Source organism: Pseudoalteromonas galatheae (genome assembly GCF_005886105.2).
Taxonomy (GTDB): Bacteria; Pseudomonadota; Gammaproteobacteria; order Enterobacterales; family Alteromonadaceae; genus Pseudoalteromonas; species Pseudoalteromonas galatheae.
Window position 1 is genome coordinate 3,124,975 of record NZ_PNCO02000001.1, and the last position, 20,211, is coordinate 3,145,185.

Below are 20,211 nucleotides of genomic sequence, written 5' to 3' on the forward strand. Positions count from 1 at the left end.
GAGTTAAGCCTTAAGGTTTAACTTTGTAGTATCACAGTGGTAGATGGCTAATTCTTGTTGTTGTCTGTCACTATTATTATCTGTAACGTGTGATTGTGCCGAAATAGCCTGTAAATAGCTGGTTGGAAACCGATGCTCCTTTGCCCCGGCCAACACATGATGTACGTACCAATCGAAAGGTAATTGATGCTCCACAAAGGTGTTAGCAATATAGCACCAGGCGTCCACCATACCGCCATCTTGCCTTTCAACAGGTAAACAATGACAGTTGTAGCGCTCCCCTTCAATATCGTCCAAACGCGCTTTTTCTTGTTCATCTAGCCCATACAAAACACCATAAACGTGGCTATTTGCTTCATTGCTTGGCGTAATACTGCACTTGGCTGAACCATCGGTGCTCAACATATCGAAAGTCAGCCGATAGCCATGCAATTTCCCCACTCCAAGTAGCTTCGCTTGTGGTAAGCGAGCCAGCAGACGTGCGGTCGACATATTTGAACCAAAGCTAAAGTTAATAATATGTTTGTCACTCATTAGATCACCAATCTTACTGCAAGCAATAACATGATCACACCAATCCCGCGATCAAACCAATGTCCTGCACGACGAAAAAATTGTCTTACCGTAGTTTTTGATAAAACTAAAGATAAAAATGAAAACCAAGCCCAGGTAGCCAAAGCCATATAAACGCCGTAAAACAACTGCACACTGCTTGGTGTGGTTGGCTCAATCACTAAGGTAAAAAGCGATAAGAAAAACAGCGTTGCTTTGGGATTTAAGGCATTGACCAAGAAGCCTCGTTTTAACGCAGTCCAATTAGACTCAGTAACAGCGTGTTCAGTAATATTTTCTTGCTCTGAATTGGGTTTTGCATACCGCAACGCTTGGACCCCAAGGTAAGCTAGGTAAAGCGCGGCTATGTATTTTACTGCTGTGAACAAGGTTTCAGATTGAGATAGCAGTAACGCAACTCCCAATAAGCAATAACTAACATGTACTAAAATACCAAGGCCAACCCCAAAACTCGTCCAAAGGGCATTTGCTCTACCCTGCTGTACACTTTGTTTAAGCACTATCGCAAAATCAGGACCGGGACTTGCGACAGCAAAAAAGTGTGCCAGCGCAATTAAAATAAACTCATCAAGATAAGCGAGCATGTGCATGCTCCTGTAAGGCCAGTAAATCACCCCGCTCTGAGTTATCCATTAGAGTATTAATTTGCTTTTTGGCCTTTTTATACTGACCCACAAGGTGTGACTTAAGATGCTTATGACCATCTTTCACCCCTTTAAAATGACATACTAGGGCGTGTACAAAAACACTTTGCTGCTCCGTCAGTGCAGCTTTTCGGTTAGCATATTGGTTGTAGCAAGAACCACATCCTCCCCTAAAGTGATATACAGTATTAGACACCATGACCCCAAAGCCGAAAAAGCTCGCCAGCACATCACAAGCTGCGTCTAGTTGCGCTTCCCCACCTGGAGGTAACACGCCACGCTGTAAAATTAGAACTTTTGCCATGACACCTGCATAACTGGCGATCAGATCTTGAGGCTGATTTATTTGATTGGGATTATAAGAAATCAAAATAGGCGCAGCCGGTTCAACGATAACCGCTTGCTCACCGCGCCAACGCCCTGCAATGTTTAACTTAGTCATGCTGGTCGACGCGAGCATGCGTTCAGGCGCAACTAAAGTGATTGGCCACTGCTGTAACCCTGCATAGGACTTTACTCGGGAGAAAACCACTGCCGCCATTTCTTCAATACTGGATACCGGCTCAGGAAAACAACTGGGAGTCGGAGTAATGATCTGCGTTTCATTTAAAAAGTACTCGCCATCAAAATGCTCAAATGCCCAGACAAAGGTATCAATTAACCATTGGGTTTCTTCATCGCTAAGCAAAGGTGAGACTTTAAATAAGGACAGCATGCTAATAATTCACTCTTTTCTGGAATAACCCCTGATAAATAGCATAAACTCTGAGCCTAATGCAAAAACATGGAGTTTCACATGCCACACTTTATTCTCGAACACTCAGCTAATTTGCCAATTGAAACCGAGGCGTTAGTATCACAGGTGCAGCAATTTGCTTGTGCGTGTGGCTTGTTTGAACCAAATTCCGTCAAAACCCGCGCTGTTGCTTTTGAGCATTTTCAGCTTGGCAATGACAAAAAGGGGTTTATTCACCTCCAGATCCATTTAATGGAAGGCCGAACACTGGAACAGAAACAAACCCTTATAAATGAGGCACTCAAGCTTTTAATTGCAAAAGTCGGTGAAAATTTCGCACTTAGTGCCCATTGCTATGATTTATTATCCGATATTTACCGCAAAAACTAATTTATTATTCGAGTTATTTAGCTATGAAATTTCCATGTAGATTGGAGAAATTTTTGAGCCACGTTGCAGAGATGCCACGCAGCAAGGTCAAAATTAATATTAAAAAAGGTCTCGTTACCGTTAATGGCAATATCGTCAAGAAAGGTGATATCCAAGTCACCCCAGCAGACCATATTACTTTCGATGGCAAACGCTTAGAGTATTTGGGTTTACGCTACTATATGCTGAACAAGCCACAAGGTTATGTGTGTGCAAATAGTGATGAATTACACCCAACTGTATTCGATTTAATCGAAGAACCTAACTTAAAAGATTTTCATGTTGCAGGTAGACTGGACATCGATACGACGGGTTTGGTGCTGCTCACAAATGACGGGGATTGGTCTCATCAAATCACCTCACCAAAAAAGCAGAAGTTTAAAACCTATGTACTAGAAAGTCGTGACGAACTCACTGAAGAAGCGCTAGCCCAGCTTGAACAAGGTGTTGAGTTACATGGTGAAAAACAAGCAACCCTGCCAGCAAAAGCAGAGCTTATTGATAAATTTGCACTACGCTTGTCTATTTGCGAAGGGAAATACCACCAAGTAAAACGTATGCTTGCCGCAGTAGGTAACCAAGTAGTTGAACTTCATAGAGAAAATATTGCGGGGATCGAGCTTGATCCAACCCTTGCTGAAGGTGAATATCGCCCGTTAACTGATGAAGAAATAAGCATAATTAATGCAAGCTAGTTATCCTATTTGTGTAGTATGAGTAAATATCATCTCAAAATAGTCCGCATAGAGCATTAACCTACTTACAAACTCCCCCTAAACGTGCTAAATCATGTAATGAGAGTATTTTTAGGGGGCGATCCTGTGTTTTCTAGTTTCACGTTAAAAACAAAAATAATTACCTTTGCCGCCGCAATATTTGTATCCTTACTTGCCGTTGCTTTTGTAGGCCTTCAAGCTCTACGCCATGCCAGTGAAAGCGATAATATTGCGCGTATCAATCAGTTAATGAAAAGCACCGTTAATATAGTTAAACAATTTGAGCGCTTTGCAGAGCAAGGAAAACTGACGGAGCAGCAGGCAAAAGAAATGGCTATTCAGGTTCTAAGAGAAAACAAATACCATGATTCTGAGTATGTGTACGTTGTTAATGAGAAAATGGACTTTGTAGCGACACCTCACGACCCCCAATTACACAACACCAGCTTTAATGAGTTTAAAGATGCTGACGGCAAAAGCATTGGCAGCATGGTTAAGCGCTTGGTCAGTAACCAGTTTGATCGGATCATTACCTACAATTGGACTTCACTACGAGATGGAGAAGTTGTCGACCTTACTTCAGTGGTACAAAAGACTCCGGGGTTTGGGTGGTACGTAGGTACAGGTATTAGCTACAAAGAAGTAAACGATCGCTATTGGGATACTGCGATTTGGCTAGTGGCACTTTCTTTAGCTGTTGCCGTTGCATTAACCACCGCACTTGCGCGATTTGGACTGTCGCTCAACAATAAACTGGGTGCCGAAATCAATGATGTACTCGAAATCGTAAAACATGTTTCTAGAGGAAATCTGACTACACCAATCAATACTACTGACTGCAAAGATTATAGTATTTTGGCTGCTATGGCTTATATGCAAGGTGGCTTAAAAGGGGTCGTTGAGGGTCTAAAAGAAGCAGCAGAGGCACTTCAGAATCAAACTTCAGACAGTGAAGTGCGATCCGTAGAGCTGGAGAATTTAACTCACAGCTTAAATGCAGAGACTCAAATGGTGGCTTCTGCAATAACCGAGCTTACGGCATCAGCACAAGCCGTGGTTGAGCATGCTGAACAAGCTGCGAATTCAGTTCAAGAGGCTGAAAAGCAGGGAAATACAGCCGACAAACTGACAGCACAGACAGCAACCGAAATCGCTTTATTGGAGCAACAAATTGACAGCGCTGGTAATAACATCCAAGTGCTAGATGAAGAAGTATCAAATATTGCTCATGTACTTACCGTTATCCAATCTATTGCCGAACAAACTAATTTACTTGCGTTAAATGCCGCGATAGAAGCGGCACGAGCGGGAGAGCAAGGCCGTGGTTTTGCCGTTGTTGCTGACGAAGTGAGACAACTTGCTCAACGTACTCAAACCAGCACAGAAGAGATCCGTACCATGATCACTAAGCTGCAAAGTGCAACACAAGACGCAAAAGCTTCCGTTAGTTTGAGTATTGCAACCAGTGAAAAAACAGTGAGTATGTCTGCCAAAGCTTCGCAAGCGCTTGTACAAGTTGCAGACTCTCTTAAATCCATTTCGCACATGAGTCATCAGATTGCACAAGCAGCAAAAGAACAGTTAAATGCAGGGGAAGATACTGCGAAGCGGATTATTGTTATTTCAGACACAGCATCACAAACAGCCAATGTGTCAGAGAAGGCACATGAAGCAACCGACACCATCAAGTCTCTATCTGGAAATCTGGAGACTGAGATGGCTAAATTTAAAATTTAAAAATAAACATTAAGTTTCAGTTAGTTATATATATTAAAAATTTAATAGGCTTTGATAAAAAAAAATTATTTAATTTTCCATTCACCTTGTGTTTATTTGGTGTTAAGTTTGTACATGTCGGAAGTTTCAGTTGAGTAGTCTGGCTCGTATCTTCCGAAATTGTGTGTATCACAATTAACTATAAATCCCAAATGACATGATTACTTGAGAACCAAGTATACTCAATAAGGACTATGATAATGCAAAAGTTAAATCTAAAAGAGTGCAAAAAAGTTTCTGGTGGTGGTATTTATGAGCCTACTCACCCTCAAGCAGAGAAAGAAGCCGGTAAAGATTAGTACTGTGCGATGAAGAAAAATTTCTCGTTAGGAGATCTACTGATACCTTATGCAATTTTGGCAGTAGGTCTCCTGGTCTTGTACGATATTCGCTTTCACTTCTATGTAATTTATGGGCTTATTGTCTCAACTATCTTTATTTTAGGCGCTAGATTAAAAGACATTAATATTTGCGCTTTATCTGTGTTAGCTTTGGTACCGTTTACCTTAGAGACGCTCGTATTTTCTTCCGGTTTGATTAGCCTAGACTCTTCAGACAAAGACCAACGGCTATTACAAAATACACTTATTTTCGGAACACACTTTGTCATTAGCTTACTGGTTATATTTCCACTAACTTATCGCGTTGAAATTACCAAAAAGCTATTCCCCAAATTAAAAACTCGTTACACTTTTGCTGATGCAATTATGCCTTGGCTTGCAATGCTAAGTATATTTATGAGTTTCGCTGCGTTAGTCGAAAATTATTTCAGAAATGCCAAAGGTGTAGACATGACATTTTTCTTCTACAGCTTTGATGTCAGTGGTTACCTGATTTACAGTGCAAATTGCTTAACTTTGCTGATCTTAGCCGCGATCACCTATAAAGAAGAGTACGATTACGCACTACCGAGCTTAAGAAAGAAGCGTTAGTTTTCAGAAAAATATGGATTGTTCAGCGTAATAGCTGTGCTATCTGGGTGCTTGCTTAGGCCATATTTTTGTTTTAATAACTGCAGTTCACCAGACTCACTAAGTTTGCTAAGACCCTCTTCTAAAGCCTCTGCCAACGTTTGTTTGTCTTTGTTTACGAAGAAGTAAAAGGCGGTTGAATACATTAGATGAAAATCAGGTACGATCATGAGGTTCTCGTTATTTTGTGCGATTAATTCTGAATTTGCCTCAATCACCGAGCGTGGAAAATAATCCGCTTTCTTATCCGCAATCAAATTAAACATGGTTTGATAATCGGAAATGGGCCTGACCTTCAGACCGTTATAACTAAGAATTTTAGTATCGGGCCAATCGTGTCCTTGTACCGCGGTAAAGCGCTTTAATTCATCAAGCGAACGAACCGTTTTTATCGCTGGATAAACATCTTTATGGACAATCAGCACGCGTTTACCAATAAGTCCACCATACAAGGGAATCTTAATGGGAATAGCGATTTGCTCACGCGCGGGACTGGTCATCGACCAATGAAGATCAACTTTTCCTCGACTTAGTGCCATCAGCGTACGCTGTTGATGAGGATGGACCTTGATATGCTCAATTTGAGCTGAGTACTTGGCTGCAACGAGCGCCTTTTCTAATAATTCATAGAGATAGAGATCGCGATCGTACAAGGCTCGCGCTTCTTTCGCGACATAGATTAACTCTGACGTTTGCGCTGCAATACCTGTGCTTTGAAACATCAAAACAGTGACCATTACACTCAACTTTAACATCATCATACGACCCTCAATTGGGGTAAACAATACTACAACCACTCATTTTGATTGATATCACTATTGCGTAATTAAAGATATAGTCAACCTACATTTTCAAGTCGTACAGTCGATACTGTGGGTTTTCGACGATTACAGACGAACAAATAACTATTACGATAGCGTTTGGCTTCTTTCTTTGCGTCTGTTGCCAAAGCAGCGACTTGGTGTGAATTGATACAGTGCTGTAAATCCGGTCTCACTAAGCCAATCGATAGAGTGAGTAAAGGCACAAATTGTTTTTGCCCTTCACGATTTGTAGCCCAATAACCACCAGCACTAACGTGTTCCGGGGTGAAGAAAGCTTTTGACTTAAACTCAAACTGAGAGATGATCTCATGACATAATTCCTCTGCGTCCTTGTTATCGAACACCACCATAAAATCGTCACCTCCGATATGTCCAACAAAACTTGAGCTCTGTGCACATACATCAACTGTCACTTCAGCAAGTAGCTTAATTACGCTATCGCCACTGGCATATCCATATAAATCATTAAACTGCTTAAAATGATTTAGATCGATATATGCAAGAGAAAAGTCATGATGTGAACGCAGCCTTTGTTCAATAGCCTCATTTATCGCTACATTGCCTGGCAACATAGTTAGTGGATTGGCATGTTGGGCGTGACGAATTTTTTCTTCTGTGATGTGCTTGAGTATGTCTCTCAGCGGCGCTAAGCCAAGATAACGACTATCTCTGGTAATAATAATATGACGTCGAATATCAAATTCATGGTCGGTTATTTGCTTACTAACCGTATCTAACTCTTGCTGCTCATCCACCACTAATGGCTGTTTATCCATCAATTTAACGACTGATTTTTTATCAAAAAGCGCATGTCCATATGGTGCAGCGAAAACCTCTGTTAGTTGATCTCGGTGTAGCAGCCCCACAGGCTCCCTAGCATCGTTTACCACAGCAAGGCTGGTAAGCTTACGATCTTGTTCGAACAACCTATGAGCATCGATACATTGCGTACATTCATGGATTGCACTGGCTTCTTTGGCAAGCCAGCCGATAGCCATTGATTGTTCAAATTGATTAAAACTGGATCGAACTTCCGAATGTAGAGATTTTAACAGCGCCAGCTCTGTCGGTGGCTTTCGAGTAGGCTTCGCGAGCAGAAAACCTTGAGCATTTACAATGCCGAGCTGCTCTATCAGCTTTAACTCCTCAACCCGCTCGATGCCTTCGGCTATAACCTGAGTGCTGGTGGCTTTAGCAAGCTCAATAATAGATTTTAAAAACTCACGCTTCACCACGCTTTGGTCGCAATGATCAATGAAGTATCTGTCGACTTTAACATAGTCAGGACACAGCTCAGACCACTTTCTTAGGCCAGAGTAGCCAGCTCCTAAATCATCAATTGCAATTTGAAATCCAAGCTCTCGATAATGGGTAATTGTCGTTAATAGCAAATTCGCGTCATCTACTTTGTCTTGCTCAGTCACTTCAATGACGACTCGCTTGGGATCGAGGCCATACACTTCGGTCAGATGCCTAGTTTCTCCCTTGGGGTGGCTCGGTTCGAGTAGCGCTTTGGGGCTAACATTTAAAAACAACTTACCGGGAAGGTTGAGTGAGACAAACTGCTTAATCGCCGCTTCACGACAGATAATCTCCAGCTCAGACAACCTTTCCTGCTGACTTGCAATCGCAAAGAGTTTGTCTGGAGACTCTAACAGCGAGCCAGACATACCACGACTCAACGCTTCAAATCCTAAAACTTGGCGTTTCGCAAGATCGTAGATTGGCTGAAACAGAGTAAAAACAGCTTTTTCTTTTATTATTGTATTAAGTACTAACGTGCGCGAAGGATCCACAGCATCAAGCTCACTGTAAAAGTATAATCGCGCACGGTAGCAACTGTATATGACAGATATATGTCAATCGGGTGAAATGTACCCAATTTGCAGTTGAATGATTTTCAACCGCTTACTTCAGCGCTCGTTCTACCTGATCAAAGTGTGCAATCACTTCTACTATTTCCATTTCTGCACTTTTATAGTCTTCAGCATCACTAAAGCCTTTGATCGCGATCGCTTGCACGGTTGCTGGATGCACTAATAAGTCTTTGGCATGGTAACAAACTGGGTCGTCAAACTTAGGTAATTTGCCATCCGCGTGATAACCAGTTTCAATCTCTTCAAGTGGTAAAGTAGGAATGATATCGGCGGCTTTATCTAAGGCATCTAGGTAAGTTTGGCACTGAGGATACTTAGTAACAAACTCATTTAGTAAGGTTCGAGAAAGAGTAACTAATTCTGCTGATTGAGTTTCAAGTGCAGCAGCGTCTTTTTCTATACGAATATCCGCAAGTAGCGCCTCAGCTTGAACTTTGTATTGTGCTAAAGATGATGTTGCTTCTGTGGTTACAGATTCGGTTTGTTGCTCAAGCTCTGGTTGCTTAGAGCATGCAGTCATTAATGTTAATGCGCCAACCGCCATCACAAATTTGTACATAAGTATCTCCTTTATTGATAACGATTATCATTATATAGTAATGTAATATTTTAGAAACAATAAAATGAGATTTTGCCAACAACAAAAAAGCGGCACGAAGGCCGCTTTCGGTTATCACGTCAAATTCTATGATTAAGGCATAGCGTCTAAATCTGCACCTTCTTTTTCGACTTCTACCGGGATCAAATCTTCTTTACTAACGCCCATTGCCACTGCAACAGAGCTTGCAACGTAAACAGAAGAGTAGGTACCGATAAACACACCGAATAATAACGCAGTTGCAAAACCATGTATGGTTTGACCACCCCATACGAATAACGCAACTAATACTAAAATAGTCGTTATTGAAGTCACTAATGTACGGTTAAGCGTTTGGGTCAGTGAAATATTGATGATCTCTAAGGTGTCGTCAATGCGTACTTTACGGAAGTTTTCACGAATCCGGTCGGACACAACGATAGTATCGTTGAGTGAGTAACCGATCACCGCCAATATTGCCGCCAAAATCGTTAAGTCAAATTCAAGACCTAAGATTGAGAACAACCCCATAGTCAGCACAACATCGTGAAATAACGCTGCAACAGCACCTACGGCAAAACGCCATTCAAATCGAAAAGCAACGTAGATCAAGATACAAATAAGCGCAGTTAGCATCGCCAAACCGCCCTGCTCCTTGAGATCTTCACCGACACTCGGGCCTACGAATTCGATGCGACGCATAATTACGCTTTCATCCGCTTGTTTAAGCGCTGCAATGAGTTGGTTACCCAACACCTCTGCTTTCACATCATCTCCGCGTGGTGCGAGTCGTACGAGTACTTCTTGGCTCGAGCCAAAAAGCTGTACAGAAGCATCAGCGAAACCATTTTCGGCTAATACACTACGTACCTTTGCTAAGTCTGCAGGCTGCGAAAACCCAACTTCAACTGCCGTACCACCAGTAAAGTCCAAACCAAAGTTTAGCCCTTTCACCATGAACGAGGCAATTGAAGCCAAGATCAACAATGCCGAGAAAGCCATTGAGAGCTTTCTTGCTGACATAAAACGGATAGTGCTTTTTAAGTTTAATAATTGCATGCCCGTCTCCTAGATTGATAGCTTAGTGATACGTCTGCCACCGATAATGGCATTAATAACCGCACGTGTACCAACAATCGCTGTAAACATTGAAGTAATGATACCGATAGCTAAGGTTACCGCGAAGCCTGCAATTGGGCCCGTACCGACAGAGAAAAGGATCACTGCTGCAATTAGGGTCGTGATGTTGGCATCAAAAATCGTACTAAATGCACTGTCGTAGCCATGATGAACGGCTTGCTGTGGACTGCGGCCTTCCGCAATTTCTTCACGAATACGTTCAAAAATAAGTACGTTTGCATCAACAGCCATACCAACTGTTAACACGATACCGGCAATACCAGGCAGCGTCAGTGTAGCACCTGGGATCATCGACATCACACCTACAATCATGATGAGGTTAGCCGCAAGGGCTAGGTTTGCTACCAGACCAAAACCTTTGTAGTACAGCAACATAAAGGCAAGAACAAAAGCAAAACCAAGGACAACCGCTGTCATACCAGCTTCAATGTTCTCCTGACCAAGGCTTGGACCTACAGTGCGCTCTTCAACAATTTGAATTGGCGCAACCAATGCACCTGCGCGAAGTAGTAAGCTTAGGTTATGTGCCTCTGCAGGGCTATCAATTCCGGTAATACGGAAAGAGCTATTTAAACGTGCTTGAATCGTTGCAACGTTAATCACTTCTTCCACTTTGATTGGGGGTAACGCTTTACCGTTTTCATCTTTCTTGCCTGATGGCTTGTACTCAATGAAAACCGTTGCCATACGTTTACCGATGGCACGTTTGGTGAAGGCGTTCATTTTTGCCCCACCTTTGCTATCAAGCTTGATATTCACCTGGGGGCGCTGATATTCATCCATACCAGACTGCGCGCCGGTGATATGTGTACCTTCAAGGATAACACGCTTTTTAAGCACAACCGGATAGCCATCTTTATGTGGGATCACTTCTGTGCCAGGAGGAGTGCGGCCTTGTGCCGCTGCACGTACGTCAGCATTTTCATCTACTTCACGGAACTCAAGTGTCGCAGTGGCACCTAGAATTTCTTTTGCCCGAGCCGTGTCCTGAACCCCTGGAAGTTGAACAATTATACGCTCGCCACCTTGACGTTGAACATTAGGTTCAGCAACACCAAGTTGGTTAATACGGTTACGAATAATGGTTTCGTTTTGCTTGATAGCGTATTCACGCAGCTCTTTATATTTAAGGTCGCTAAGGCTTGAAAAGAAAGCGAGGCTGTCGCTACTATCATTGATGAAATCGTTACCAGGGTAACGCTTTCTCAAAAAGCTCATCGCCGCGTCTTTATCTTCTTCTGAACGCATCGTTACTTGTACACGTTCACTATTAGAGACACGACGTACCGAACGATAGCGCAATTTCTCTTCACGCAAATCGCTCTTGAAATCTTGCTCCATTTGCTCAAGTGCATTGTCCATCGCCGTGACCATATCCACTTCCATTGTGAAGTGAACACCACCACTTAAGTCTAGACCAAGCTTCATCGGGTTTGCACCTAAGTCTTTTAACCACTCAGGTTGTGCAGGAGACATATTGATTGCTGAAATGTAATCATCGCTTAAGCTATTTCGCAGAATATCTTGTGCTTTAAGCTGATCTTCAACATTTTTAAAACGAACAAGGATTTGACCATCTTCTAGTGCAGAAGATTTCACGGCAAGGTCGTTCTTTTGTAGGGTTTCGTTAACTTGATCTAGTACACTGAGCGTCGCATCAGCACCTTTTGTGCCAGATACTTGTATGGCCGGATCGCGGCCATACAAGTTAGGTGTGGCATAAAGAATACCGATAGCTAACACAGCGAGAACAAGTAAGTACTTCCACATTGGATACTTGTTTAACACTGGGCTATCCCTTTATTGTTATTCTTATAGAGATTTCATTGTACCTTTAGGTAACACTGCTGAAACCGCTGACTTTTGCACTGTCACTTCAGTTTGGTCGTTTAGTGCGATTACAACAAAGTCTTTATCATCAGCAACTTTTGTGATTTTACCCACAAGTCCACCTTGAGTTAGTACTTCGTCACCTTTGCCTAATGCACCCATTAGGTCTTTGTGCTCTTTAACACGTTTAGCTTGTGGACGGTAAATTAAAAAATAAAATACCAGACCAAAAATACCTAACATGATTAGCATTTCCATGCCACCACCAGCCGGTGCTGCCGCTGCAGTGCTAGCATGCGCGTTTGAGATAAAAAAGCTCATTTCACTTCCTCGTTTATAAATTAATTATTTTCTGTCAAACCAACGTCAGCCAACTCTGGCACCGCAATGCCACGGCGCGCATAAAAGTCTTCGACAAATTCATCAAATGTACCTTCAGACAAGGCATTTCTCATTCCTTCCATCAAACGTTGATAATAACGTAAGTTGTGGATGGTATTGAGCCGAGCGCCTAGAATTTCATTACACTTATCTAAGTGATGTAAGTACGCTCGAGAGTAATTCTTACAAGTATGGCAATCACACTCCGCATCTAGTGGGCTGGTATCTGTTTTGTGTGCTGCATTGCGGATTTTCACCACGCCGCCAGTCACAAACAAGTGACCATTACGAGCGTTACGCGTTGGCATTACACAGTCAAACATGTCGATACCACGACGCACCGCTTCAACCAAATCTTCAGGTTTGCCAACGCCCATTAAATAGCGGGGTTTGTTTTCCGGCATTTTATACGCGCATTGGTCAAGAATATTGATCATGTCTTCTTTTGGCTCACCAACTGATAAACCACCGAGTGCATAACCGTCAAAGCCGATTTCTTCTAAGCCCTTTTGCGACTCGGCACGCAGTTCTGGGTACATACCCCCCTGAATAATACCGAATAGCGCAGAAGGGTTGTCACCGTGTGCTTCTTTAGAGCGCTTTGCCCAACGTAAGCTTAGCTCCATCGAGTCTTTTGCTTCTTTTTCTGTCGCAGGATACGGCGTACACTCATCAAAAATCATGACGATATCTGACCCTAAGTCGCGCTGTACTTCCATTGCTTTTTCTGGTGATAACATAATCTTTTCACCATTAACTGGAGACTTGAATAGCACACCTTCTTCCGAAATTTTACGCATCGCACCAAGACTAAATACTTGGAAGCCGCCTGAATCGGTCAAAATCGGCTTATCCCAATTCATAAAATCATGCAAATCGCCATGCTGTTTGATGATCTCAGTGCCAGGTCTTAGCATCAAGTGGAAGGTATTCCCTAGACAGATATGTGCGCCCGTTTCTTTGAGCTCATCAGGGGTCATGCCTTTTACTGTGCCGTAAGTACCAACAGGCATAAATGCAGGCGTTTCTACCACACCACGGTCAAAAATCAAGCGACCTCGGCGAGCCTTACCCTGTTTGCTATCTAATTCAAATTTCATTGTTACCTCGTTGTCGGAAAAACAGTCCAACTTTGACTAAAAAACGTGCTAAGCCAATGCTTAGGGCAGTGATCTTTCGATTCTACCAAGATTACTAGCGCAATTCTAATATTGGGATAAAAAACACAAAGTCCATATCGAGCTTGCAACTTTACAGCCATAAAACGCAAAATGCCCAGCAATACTGGGCATTTTAATAGTTGTACGACGTGAGTTACTTATCTTGCTTTTGCAAGAACATCGCATCACCGTAACTAAAGAAGCGGTATTTTTGCTCAATGGCAGTTTGGTAAGCCTTCATAATATGCTGTTGCCCTGCAAACGCACTCACTAACATGATTAGCGTTGATTCTGGTAAGTGGAAGTTGGTCACCATTGCATCGACTACGTTAAATCGGTAGCCCGGATAAATAAAAATATCGGTATCGCCGTACAGTGGAGCAATTTCACCGCCGTTTGCTTTAGCGGCAGACTCGAGTGAGCGCACAGATGTGGTACCTACAGCGATCACCCGTCCCCCTCTGGCTTTAGCCGCTTTAATTGACTCCACGACTTCTGCTGAGACCTCGATGTATTCTGAGTGCATAACATGCTCTTCTACTGAATCGACTCGCACTGGCTGGAACGTACCCGCGCCCACATGCAAAGTAACAAAGGCCATCTCAACACCTTTATCTTTTAGCTTGGCCATCAATTCATCATCAAAGTGCAGCCCTGCGGTAGGTGCAGCAACAGCGCCTGGTTTCTCACCATAAACAGTCTGATAACGCTCTTTATCTTCATCATCGTCCGGTCTGTCGATATAAGGGGGCAAAGGCATATGGCCAATTTTATCTAAAATAGCCAATACATTTTCTTTGCCCTCGAATCTCAGCTCAAATAATTCACCGTGGCGCTGAACCATTTCTGCGGTTGCTTGGCCTTCAAGCTCAATCTTGGTACCAGGCTTTGGCGACTTGCTCGCTCTGACGTGAGCAAGCACAGTACGCTCATCTACAACGCGCTCAACCAGTACTTCTAGTTTTCCACCACTGGCTTTTTGACCAAACATACGAGCAGGAATAACTTTAGTGTTATTAAAGATGATTAAGTCTTCTGGATTAATGAGTGCCAAAATATCTCTAAATACCTTGTGCTCTATTTCACCACTATTGCCATTTAAGGTAAGAAGACGACTGCTAGAGCGTTCCTTCATTGGGTGTCTGGCAATCAACTCATCAGGAAGATCAAAACTAAAGTCTGCTACGCGCATGGAAAGGCCTCATTTCTAAAAGTGCGCCAAGTCTAGTGCGGTGTTTTGGCGAAATCAAGTGCTTGTAACCTTGCGTAAATACCTTTAACCTAGCGAGTCTACAGCGGTAATCACCATGAAAAATTTTGTACGGTGTGCACCTTTGTTCAGTGTGTTCTTTATTCTTTAAGTTTTAACAATAACTTATCGCTATCGGCTATGATTTCAAGAGCAAAGTTCGACTTACTGTTTGATTGTTATCAAGCAGAGATTAAGTGCGATTTGCTAACTTAAAGACAAGCCCAACGATTGTGTCGCAGTATCTGGTGAGGTTTTTTTATTGTGTCTAGACAGCTAACGTTGCTCATTGTTAACGCCAGTGCTCACGAGCGTCAAACCTTGACCAAAACTCTTAGTGCATTAGATGTCTTTACTATTATTGCTAAGTCGGACTCTCAAGATGCGCTAAGCTTGTTGAAAACCCAGGCTGTAGATTTAGTGATCACCGGCTTGGATGTTGGCAAAATAGATGGCTGGCGATTCTCGCGCATGATCCGCTCAGGTTTGCTCGCAACACCAAAAAATACACCCATCGTACTAATTCCACCAACTTATTGTGAGCGAATAGCTGAAACCACCGCCCGCAGTTATAGTATCGATGCCGTGCTACCTTTTGAGCGTCAAGACATGTTACCTCAAATTTTGGCCAATGTGCTGTCAACGCATTTAGACAAAAGTAGTCGTCTCAACTTACTCTTATTAGAACCCAATCAACAGCGTGCCCAAAAAATTTGTGAACACTTATCGCACAATTTTGTTTGCACCCATGTAAGCTCTGCGGCTAACGCTTTATCGCTATTTCTTCAAGATGATTACGCCATTATTTTGATGGACACAACATCTAATTTGTCAGGTTCCGCAGAAAGCTTAGTAGAAAGTATTCTTAAGCACCGCCCAAGCCAAGCAATCGTAACTATTATTGACAAGCGCGATGCTGACCATGCCGAACAACTATTACTGCTAGGCGTTACCGACTTTGTTCGAGCACCTTACGATATGCCATTTTTAAGCAAAGTATGTGACCATGCGGCACGACGAGAAGATTTTATGGTGAGCTACGCAGAGTTTGCCAATAAAGTCGAGCAACTCAGTCGCAGTGAAAGCCGCTATAAAGATTTATTTTCTGCGCACCAACGGATCTTGCTGCACCTTAGAACTGTTGTCGTCGAATTAGATTTGAAAGGCGCGATCCGGTTTATAAACCCTGCATGGGAATACCTCTCGGGGTTCGGTATTAAATCAAGCCTCAATACTCAGCTCAGCGATTACATTGCCAAGGATGAGCTTGAAGCCTTCAACAAAGTCATTGGGGAAATTCAAAGTGGTGTAAGGCAGCATGCGCAAGTAGAGCTGCAGCTCTGCCATAAAGCTGGACATTTGGTATGGATTGAGTGTCGCTTGCAACTTATCAAGAACACCTCAAGTTCGGTCGCTATTACTGCAACACTCGATAACATTCACGAGCGTAAGCAAGCTGAACTGCAACTCAGACACTTAGCGCTACATGATACACTTACAGGCTTACACAACCGCTACTACTTTGATCAGCAATTAAATCAGCTATGTAATGAAGTAAAGTCCGCAGAAGATATAGAGCATGCGCTAATTTATATCGACTTAGATCACTTTAAAATCATTAATGACAGTAAAGGCCATCAGCAAGGAGATATCGTACTCAAAGAAGTATCTGAGTTATTTGGCGACAAAATAGGTGAAGAGCATCTAACTTTTCGTATTGGTGGGGACGAATTTGCTGTGCTGCTTAAGCACACCAACCTGCTAGACGCTCATATGTGCGCTGAAAGCATTTGTATGGCTATCGAAGAACATAAGTTTCACTTTGAAGATAATGCATACTCTCTCAGTTGCTCCATTGGACTAACGCAAATTACCAATGAAAATGCAGATCCCAGCGAGTGTTTGAAACAAGCAGATATAGCCCTTTATATTGCCAAGAATCTCGGCCGAAACTTGGTCCATTGTTATAACAAAGAAGATGAGCAAAATCAGACGCTACAAACCGGTTTAGAGTGGGGACATAGTGTTAGGCAAGCACTCCAAAACGATAGCATCGAACTCCACTATCAACCTATCTGGGATTTCAAAAAACAACAAATAGCCTATTACGAAGCACTGCTCAGATTAAAGATCAACGGCGAGACAATTTACCCAAATCAGTTTATTCCCGCATTAGAGCTACTTAATGATACATTTTTGATGGATCAATGCGTGATCAGAACTGCCATTAAAGCACTGGCTGAACATGAGATTTTGAGCCAAGTAGCGATTAACTTATCTGCACATTCATTTTTAGATGAACGACTTCAGCCCCACATTCAAGCGTGCTTAAAAGAGCATCAAGTTTCAGCTAATCGCGTTATTTTTGAGATCACAGAATCTGCCAGCATTAACAATCTTAATGCAACCCAGACGATGATCAAAAATCTGAATGATCTTGGCTGTCATTTCGCTATTGATGATTTCGGGACAGGCTTCAGCACTTTTAGTTATCTAAAACAACTACCCGCACAGCATGTTAAGATAGATGGCTCCTTTGTTCGAGACATGCTCAACGACCCAATTGATCTAGCGCTGGTTAAAGCCGTCAACGATATTAGTCACTCATTAGATAAGTGTTCAGTTGCTGAATATGTCGAAAACAGAGATATATTTCAAAAACTTAAGGAAATAGGTGTGGACTATGGACAGGGTTACTTTATCTCGAGACCACTCCCTATTGAACAACTAGCGAGAAGTGCGAAAACTATTTTATCTCTAAAAACAGCGTAGTAACATTTTTATACTAAAGGTTACTTTTACTTCTTGCAAAGTCCACTATAATTAAAAATACCAGTTTAAAATGTCTCCAAATTTTAGGGTAACACCTTAATTTTATAGACATTCAAAGGATTGAGTTACATCTTGCTATGGACTTCAAGGGGTAAATTATGCTGTCATTATCACTGTTTTTACTACTTGCAAACTTGCTTATCGCTTATCAATGTTACCGCTATGCCAACACAAAAGGATATCCGGTAAAGTTGTTCACAGGGCTGGGCTTGCTACCCTACTTTAATCTAGTGGTTTGGGTTTACTTACTCTTTTTACCAAATTTAACTACGGCAAAAAATATTGAGCAGGCTTAACGCGAACAAGTTTAAGTTCCTTCATAAATAAAACAGCATTTAGCTATGCTGTTTTATCTTGTCACTTTTTTACCCCAAACTCAGATTACCTAAAAACGATAGCTAGTTACTGTCTCAACAAGCTGTTTTGCCGTTTTCTCACCTTTAACACATTGCTGCACCAAGGATTTTGGATAAACATATATATGTTTATTGTTAGCATTACTGAGTTCGCTGTAAATAAAGCTTATGTGCTCATTTCTAGGTAAACGTCTTAAACCCGCACCATAGTCACATAAGCTTCGGGCTAAGCTGGTTACTAGCATTTTCTCGAGTGCTCGCTGCTTTTCTGCTTTCTCTTTCGCGCGTTTGACCCGTGAAGCCTCAAGACTCGCTTTCAGCTTATCTTTAAGGTCTTTTAATTCCGAATCCTTAAGTGAAAGCTTTTCTATGCGCTTTTCAACTTCTCTCAATGACTCGGTAAATTCTTTTACTTGATCATCACTTTCGTGCCTTTTCGCAAACTCTAATTCCGCTTTTTGCCGTTCAAGCTCCCGTAATTGAATTCTATTTTCTCTTTCTTTTTCTACGGCTTCGCGAACCTTTTCGGCTCCTGCTCTGACTTTCTCGGCAGCATCCGAATAGGCTTGAGAAACAGCTTCAGCTATAGGCTGTGAAATCTCAACTTCCGTGATGTCCATATCGAATTCTGGCAGTTCAAACTCTCCTATTGCTGCGACATCATCCAGATTGTCGATATGAGAGATCCACTCCAACCGATGCCGACGTTTTAATGCTAGTTCAAACACAACTCCCTGATCTTTCAAATAATAGCCAGAAACACTACGAATTTGATCTTGCGTGTCATGCTGCAGTGCACTTAGCAGTACCCGCTCAAAAATAGCAACCTCGCGCTTTAGCGCTTCATCAATAATTTGGGCTTGGGCAAGGCTTGTAGTAATGGCAGCGACAGCGCCAAAACAAAATGGAATTAACTTCATGGTTTACCTCGATACTGTGCTAAATTTTGTGTCGGTGTCTGCTCAACTTGCTCTGCTAACTCATTCAATTGCAGCCTAAGTAGAGCTTGATCTTGCGCTCTTTGTGCCTGGATCAGATCAACGAGATTATTCATTGCCAAACTGCGCTCTTTACGGTTTTGTTCAACCACTTGAGTTGCTAACTTGGCAAGCGTGGCTTGATCTATTGGCTTAGTCTCATCAAGTTTTGCAAGCATGTTCTGTATAGCACTTTGCTGCTGTGCCAATTGCGTTTGTTGAACGCTCAACTGTTGGTGTAAGCCTAAATTCTGTAACCAAAGTCCCGAGACACCAAGCCCAACAACCAGCCAAGCTGCGACGGCAGCCACTGGCCAAGCGCGAGTTTGATGTCGCAAAGTGAGCTGTGATGGAGGGGCTTGCTCTTCAAAGCTAGCAGCATGCTTCTGCCAAGTAACAGCAGCATTCATCATTTCCCGGTACTCACTACTGGCCTGAAGTTCAGCCAACTCTGACTCAGTCAGTACTTCACCATCTAACCACTGCTCGAATAAGTGTGCTAATTTAGCCATGTTTTTGCACCTCAAGTTGCCCTTTCATCTTACCTAGCGCACTGTATAGCCTAGCCTTCACCGTATTACTTGATAACTCAAGCTGCTGTGCAATTTCATCAAAAGTGTAATATTGGAAAAACTTTAGCTCTACGACAATCCGCTGCTCAAATGGTAGCTGTTTCAGCGCAATATATATCTCTTCGTTACTTTGCTGTTGCACTATTTTGGTATCAGGTCCGTATTGTGAAGTCTCAGGTTCTTTACCTTCAATCGATTCAAACTTATGTTTTCGCATGTGATCCACAATCCTTGCATGGGTGATTTTAAATACCCAAGTCGAGAACTTAGCATCACCATTAAAGGTATGCAGATTTCGATACATACTTAAAAATACATCTTGAGCAATATCTAGCGCGTCTTGCGGATTGCCAACCAGCCTCAAACATTGGTTATACACACGGCTATGATGCTGGGCGCAAAGCTTTGACCATGCTCCTTGATTACCTTGCAGTGCTCTTTTTATTAATTGTTTTTCGCTGTTAAAAAACACGCAGTCCACTCATCCAATCTTCTCACTAACTATTAATCGTAGCGGCTGCAAAAAAAGTTGTAGGGGCGGAAAAATTTTTGCAAAAAAAAGCACCTTTAAGGTGCCTTTCATATTCATTA

General features: G+C 42.4%; 20 protein-coding genes. 6 read left to right on the forward strand and 14 right to left on the reverse strand.

Annotated features, from left to right (window positions below; all coding sequences use genetic code 11):
* Positions 1 to 3 precede the first annotated feature (3 nt).
* Genes CWC29_RS13880 through CWC29_RS13890 form a run of 3 tightly spaced genes read right to left on the reverse strand, consistent with a single transcriptional unit; the run spans position 4 to position 1,932 of the window.
* Positions 4 to 534: a gamma-glutamylcyclotransferase family protein gene (locus tag CWC29_RS13880; protein WP_138523668.1), complete on the reverse strand. Its 531-nt coding sequence runs from the start codon at positions 532 to 534 to the stop codon at positions 4 to 6.
* A complete protein-coding gene (locus CWC29_RS13885; protein ID WP_128727694.1) occupies positions 534 to 1,157 on the reverse strand; it encodes a LysE family translocator in 624 nt (207 codons plus the stop codon). The genes CWC29_RS13880 and CWC29_RS13885 overlap by 1 nt, the downstream gene beginning before the upstream one ends.
* Positions 1,141 to 1,932, reverse strand: coding sequence for a hypothetical protein (locus CWC29_RS13890; protein ID WP_138523670.1), 792 nt, complete (start codon positions 1,930 to 1,932; stop codon positions 1,141 to 1,143). The genes CWC29_RS13885 and CWC29_RS13890 overlap by 17 nt, the downstream gene beginning before the upstream one ends.
* A gap of 81 nt (positions 1,933 to 2,013) precedes the next feature.
* Here CWC29_RS13890 and CWC29_RS13895 point away from each other — a divergent pair, with 81 nt between their 5' ends.
* The 4 genes from CWC29_RS13895 to CWC29_RS13910 all read left to right on the forward strand — a co-directional run bounded on the left by CWC29_RS13895 (position 2,014) and on the right by CWC29_RS13910 (position 5,806).
* The gene (locus tag CWC29_RS13895) at positions 2,014 to 2,343 is read left to right on the forward strand and encodes a 5-carboxymethyl-2-hydroxymuconate Delta-isomerase (RefSeq protein ID WP_128727692.1); all 330 of its coding nucleotides are present in this window, start codon (positions 2,014 to 2,016) and stop codon (positions 2,341 to 2,343) included.
* 23 nt (positions 2,344 to 2,366) lie between these two features.
* Entirely contained in the window at positions 2,367 to 3,077 is a 711-nt protein-coding gene (rsuA, locus tag CWC29_RS13900; protein ID WP_162847794.1) for a 16S rRNA pseudouridine(516) synthase RsuA, read from the forward strand.
* A gap of 126 nt (positions 3,078 to 3,203) precedes the next feature.
* Positions 3,204 to 4,835, forward strand: a complete 1,632-nt coding sequence (locus CWC29_RS13905; RefSeq protein WP_128727750.1) for a methyl-accepting chemotaxis protein — start codon at positions 3,204 to 3,206, stop codon at positions 4,833 to 4,835.
* A 347-nt stretch (positions 4,836 to 5,182) separates the two neighbouring features.
* Positions 5,183 to 5,806, forward strand: a complete 624-nt coding sequence (locus CWC29_RS13910) for a hypothetical protein (protein WP_235956577.1) — start codon at positions 5,183 to 5,185, stop codon at positions 5,804 to 5,806.
* Here the strand turns inward: CWC29_RS13910 and CWC29_RS13915 are convergent.
* The 8 genes from CWC29_RS13915 to queA all read right to left on the reverse strand — a co-directional run bounded on the left by CWC29_RS13915 (position 5,803) and on the right by queA (position 14,826).
* Positions 5,803 to 6,606 (reverse strand): substrate-binding periplasmic protein, encoded by an 804-nt coding sequence (locus CWC29_RS13915; protein WP_235956578.1) that lies wholly within the window; start codon positions 6,604 to 6,606, stop codon positions 5,803 to 5,805. The two genes, CWC29_RS13910 and CWC29_RS13915, sit on opposite strands and share 4 nt — an antisense overlap.
* Before the next feature lie 77 nt (positions 6,607 to 6,683).
* Positions 6,684 to 8,465: a bifunctional diguanylate cyclase/phosphodiesterase gene (locus CWC29_RS13920; protein WP_128727690.1), complete on the reverse strand. Its 1,782-nt coding sequence runs from the start codon at positions 8,463 to 8,465 to the stop codon at positions 6,684 to 6,686.
* A gap of 112 nt (positions 8,466 to 8,577) precedes the next feature.
* On the reverse strand, positions 8,578 to 9,105 hold the full coding sequence (locus CWC29_RS13925) for a hypothetical protein (RefSeq protein WP_128727689.1): 528 nt from the start codon (positions 9,103 to 9,105) through the stop codon (positions 8,578 to 8,580).
* Between the two features lie 132 nt (positions 9,106 to 9,237).
* The gene (gene secF, locus CWC29_RS13930; RefSeq protein ID WP_128727688.1) at positions 9,238 to 10,182 is read right to left on the reverse strand and encodes a protein translocase subunit SecF; all 945 of its coding nucleotides are present in this window, start codon (positions 10,180 to 10,182) and stop codon (positions 9,238 to 9,240) included.
* A gap of 9 nt (positions 10,183 to 10,191) precedes the next feature.
* Positions 10,192 to 12,051 carry a protein translocase subunit SecD gene (gene secD / locus CWC29_RS13935; RefSeq protein ID WP_128727687.1) on the reverse strand — a complete coding sequence of 620 codons (1,860 nt, stop codon included), beginning with the start codon at positions 12,049 to 12,051 and terminating at the stop codon, positions 10,192 to 10,194.
* A 24-nt stretch (positions 12,052 to 12,075) separates the two neighbouring features.
* Positions 12,076 to 12,414, reverse strand: coding sequence for a preprotein translocase subunit YajC (gene yajC, locus CWC29_RS13940; RefSeq protein WP_010374166.1), 339 nt, complete (start codon positions 12,412 to 12,414; stop codon positions 12,076 to 12,078).
* Between the two features lie 20 nt (positions 12,415 to 12,434).
* Positions 12,435 to 13,574, reverse strand: coding sequence for a tRNA guanosine(34) transglycosylase Tgt (gene tgt / locus CWC29_RS13945; protein ID WP_138523672.1), 1,140 nt, complete (start codon positions 13,572 to 13,574; stop codon positions 12,435 to 12,437).
* A 214-nt stretch (positions 13,575 to 13,788) separates the two neighbouring features.
* Entirely contained in the window at positions 13,789 to 14,826 is a 1,038-nt protein-coding gene (gene queA, locus CWC29_RS13950) for a tRNA preQ1(34) S-adenosylmethionine ribosyltransferase-isomerase QueA (protein ID WP_128727685.1), read from the reverse strand.
* Between the two features lie 321 nt (positions 14,827 to 15,147).
* Between queA and CWC29_RS13955 the strand changes: the two genes are divergently transcribed.
* Together CWC29_RS13955 and CWC29_RS13960 are read left to right on the forward strand one after the other, a co-directional pair.
* Positions 15,148 to 17,655, forward strand: a complete 2,508-nt coding sequence (locus CWC29_RS13955) for a GGDEF/EAL domain-containing response regulator (protein WP_128727684.1) — start codon at positions 15,148 to 15,150, stop codon at positions 17,653 to 17,655.
* A 158-nt stretch (positions 17,656 to 17,813) separates the two neighbouring features.
* On the forward strand, positions 17,814 to 18,011 hold the full coding sequence (locus tag CWC29_RS13960; RefSeq protein WP_010607165.1) for a hypothetical protein: 198 nt from the start codon (positions 17,814 to 17,816) through the stop codon (positions 18,009 to 18,011).
* 89 nt (positions 18,012 to 18,100) lie between these two features.
* On the opposite strand, the gene CWC29_RS13965 is transcribed toward CWC29_RS13960, so the two are convergent.
* From CWC29_RS13965 to CWC29_RS13975, 3 genes are read right to left on the reverse strand one after another with little or no spacing between them, the layout of a single operon-like run.
* The gene (locus tag CWC29_RS13965; protein WP_128727683.1) at positions 18,101 to 18,991 is read right to left on the reverse strand and encodes a hypothetical protein; all 891 of its coding nucleotides are present in this window, start codon (positions 18,989 to 18,991) and stop codon (positions 18,101 to 18,103) included.
* Positions 18,988 to 19,560: a hypothetical protein gene (locus CWC29_RS13970; RefSeq protein ID WP_128727682.1), complete on the reverse strand. Its 573-nt coding sequence runs from the start codon at positions 19,558 to 19,560 to the stop codon at positions 18,988 to 18,990. Before CWC29_RS13970 ends, CWC29_RS13965 begins: the two co-directional genes overlap by 4 nt.
* Positions 19,553 to 20,092: an RNA polymerase sigma factor gene (locus tag CWC29_RS13975; RefSeq protein WP_128727681.1), complete on the reverse strand. Its 540-nt coding sequence runs from the start codon at positions 20,090 to 20,092 to the stop codon at positions 19,553 to 19,555. Before CWC29_RS13975 ends, CWC29_RS13970 begins: the two co-directional genes overlap by 8 nt.
* Between the last annotated feature and the right edge of the window lie 119 nt (positions 20,093 to 20,211).

Excerpts from the sequence above, each read along its gene's own strand:
- CWC29_RS13885 (WP_128727694.1), bottom strand. The coding sequence starts at position 1,157 with ATGCTCGCTTATCTTGATGAGTTTATTTTAATTGCGCTGGCACACTTT.
- CWC29_RS13890 (WP_138523670.1), bottom strand. The coding sequence starts at position 1,932 with ATGCTGTCCTTATTTAAAGTCTCACCTTTGCTTAGCGATGAAGAAACC.
- CWC29_RS13895 (WP_128727692.1), top strand. The coding sequence starts at position 2,014 with ATGCCACACTTTATTCTCGAACACTCAGCTAATTTGCCAATTGAAACC.
- tgt (WP_138523672.1), bottom strand. The coding sequence starts at position 13,574 with ATGAAATTTGAATTAGATAGCAAACAGGGTAAGGCTCGCCGAGGTCGC.
- queA (WP_128727685.1), bottom strand. The coding sequence starts at position 14,826 with ATGCGCGTAGCAGACTTTAGTTTTGATCTTCCTGATGAGTTGATTGCC.
- CWC29_RS13880 (WP_138523668.1), bottom strand. The coding sequence starts at position 534 with ATGAGTGACAAACATATTATTAACTTTAGCTTTGGTTCAAATATGTCG.
- rsuA (WP_162847794.1), top strand. The coding sequence starts at position 2,367 with ATGAAATTTCCATGTAGATTGGAGAAATTTTTGAGCCACGTTGCAGAG.
- CWC29_RS13925 (WP_128727689.1), bottom strand. The coding sequence starts at position 9,105 with ATGTACAAATTTGTGATGGCGGTTGGCGCATTAACATTAATGACTGCA.
- CWC29_RS13915 (WP_235956578.1), bottom strand. The coding sequence starts at position 6,606 with ATGATGATGTTAAAGTTGAGTGTAATGGTCACTGTTTTGATGTTTCAA.
- CWC29_RS13960 (WP_010607165.1), top strand. The coding sequence starts at position 17,814 with ATGCTGTCATTATCACTGTTTTTACTACTTGCAAACTTGCTTATCGCT.
- CWC29_RS13910 (WP_235956577.1), top strand. The coding sequence starts at position 5,183 with ATGAAGAAAAATTTCTCGTTAGGAGATCTACTGATACCTTATGCAATT.
- secF (WP_128727688.1), bottom strand. The coding sequence starts at position 10,182 with ATGCAATTATTAAACTTAAAAAGCACTATCCGTTTTATGTCAGCAAGA.
- yajC (WP_010374166.1), bottom strand. The coding sequence starts at position 12,414 with ATGAGCTTTTTTATCTCAAACGCGCATGCTAGCACTGCAGCGGCAGCA.
- CWC29_RS13970 (WP_128727682.1), bottom strand. The coding sequence starts at position 19,560 with ATGGCTAAATTAGCACACTTATTCGAGCAGTGGTTAGATGGTGAAGTA.
- CWC29_RS13965 (WP_128727683.1), bottom strand. The coding sequence starts at position 18,991 with ATGAAGTTAATTCCATTTTGTTTTGGCGCTGTCGCTGCCATTACTACA.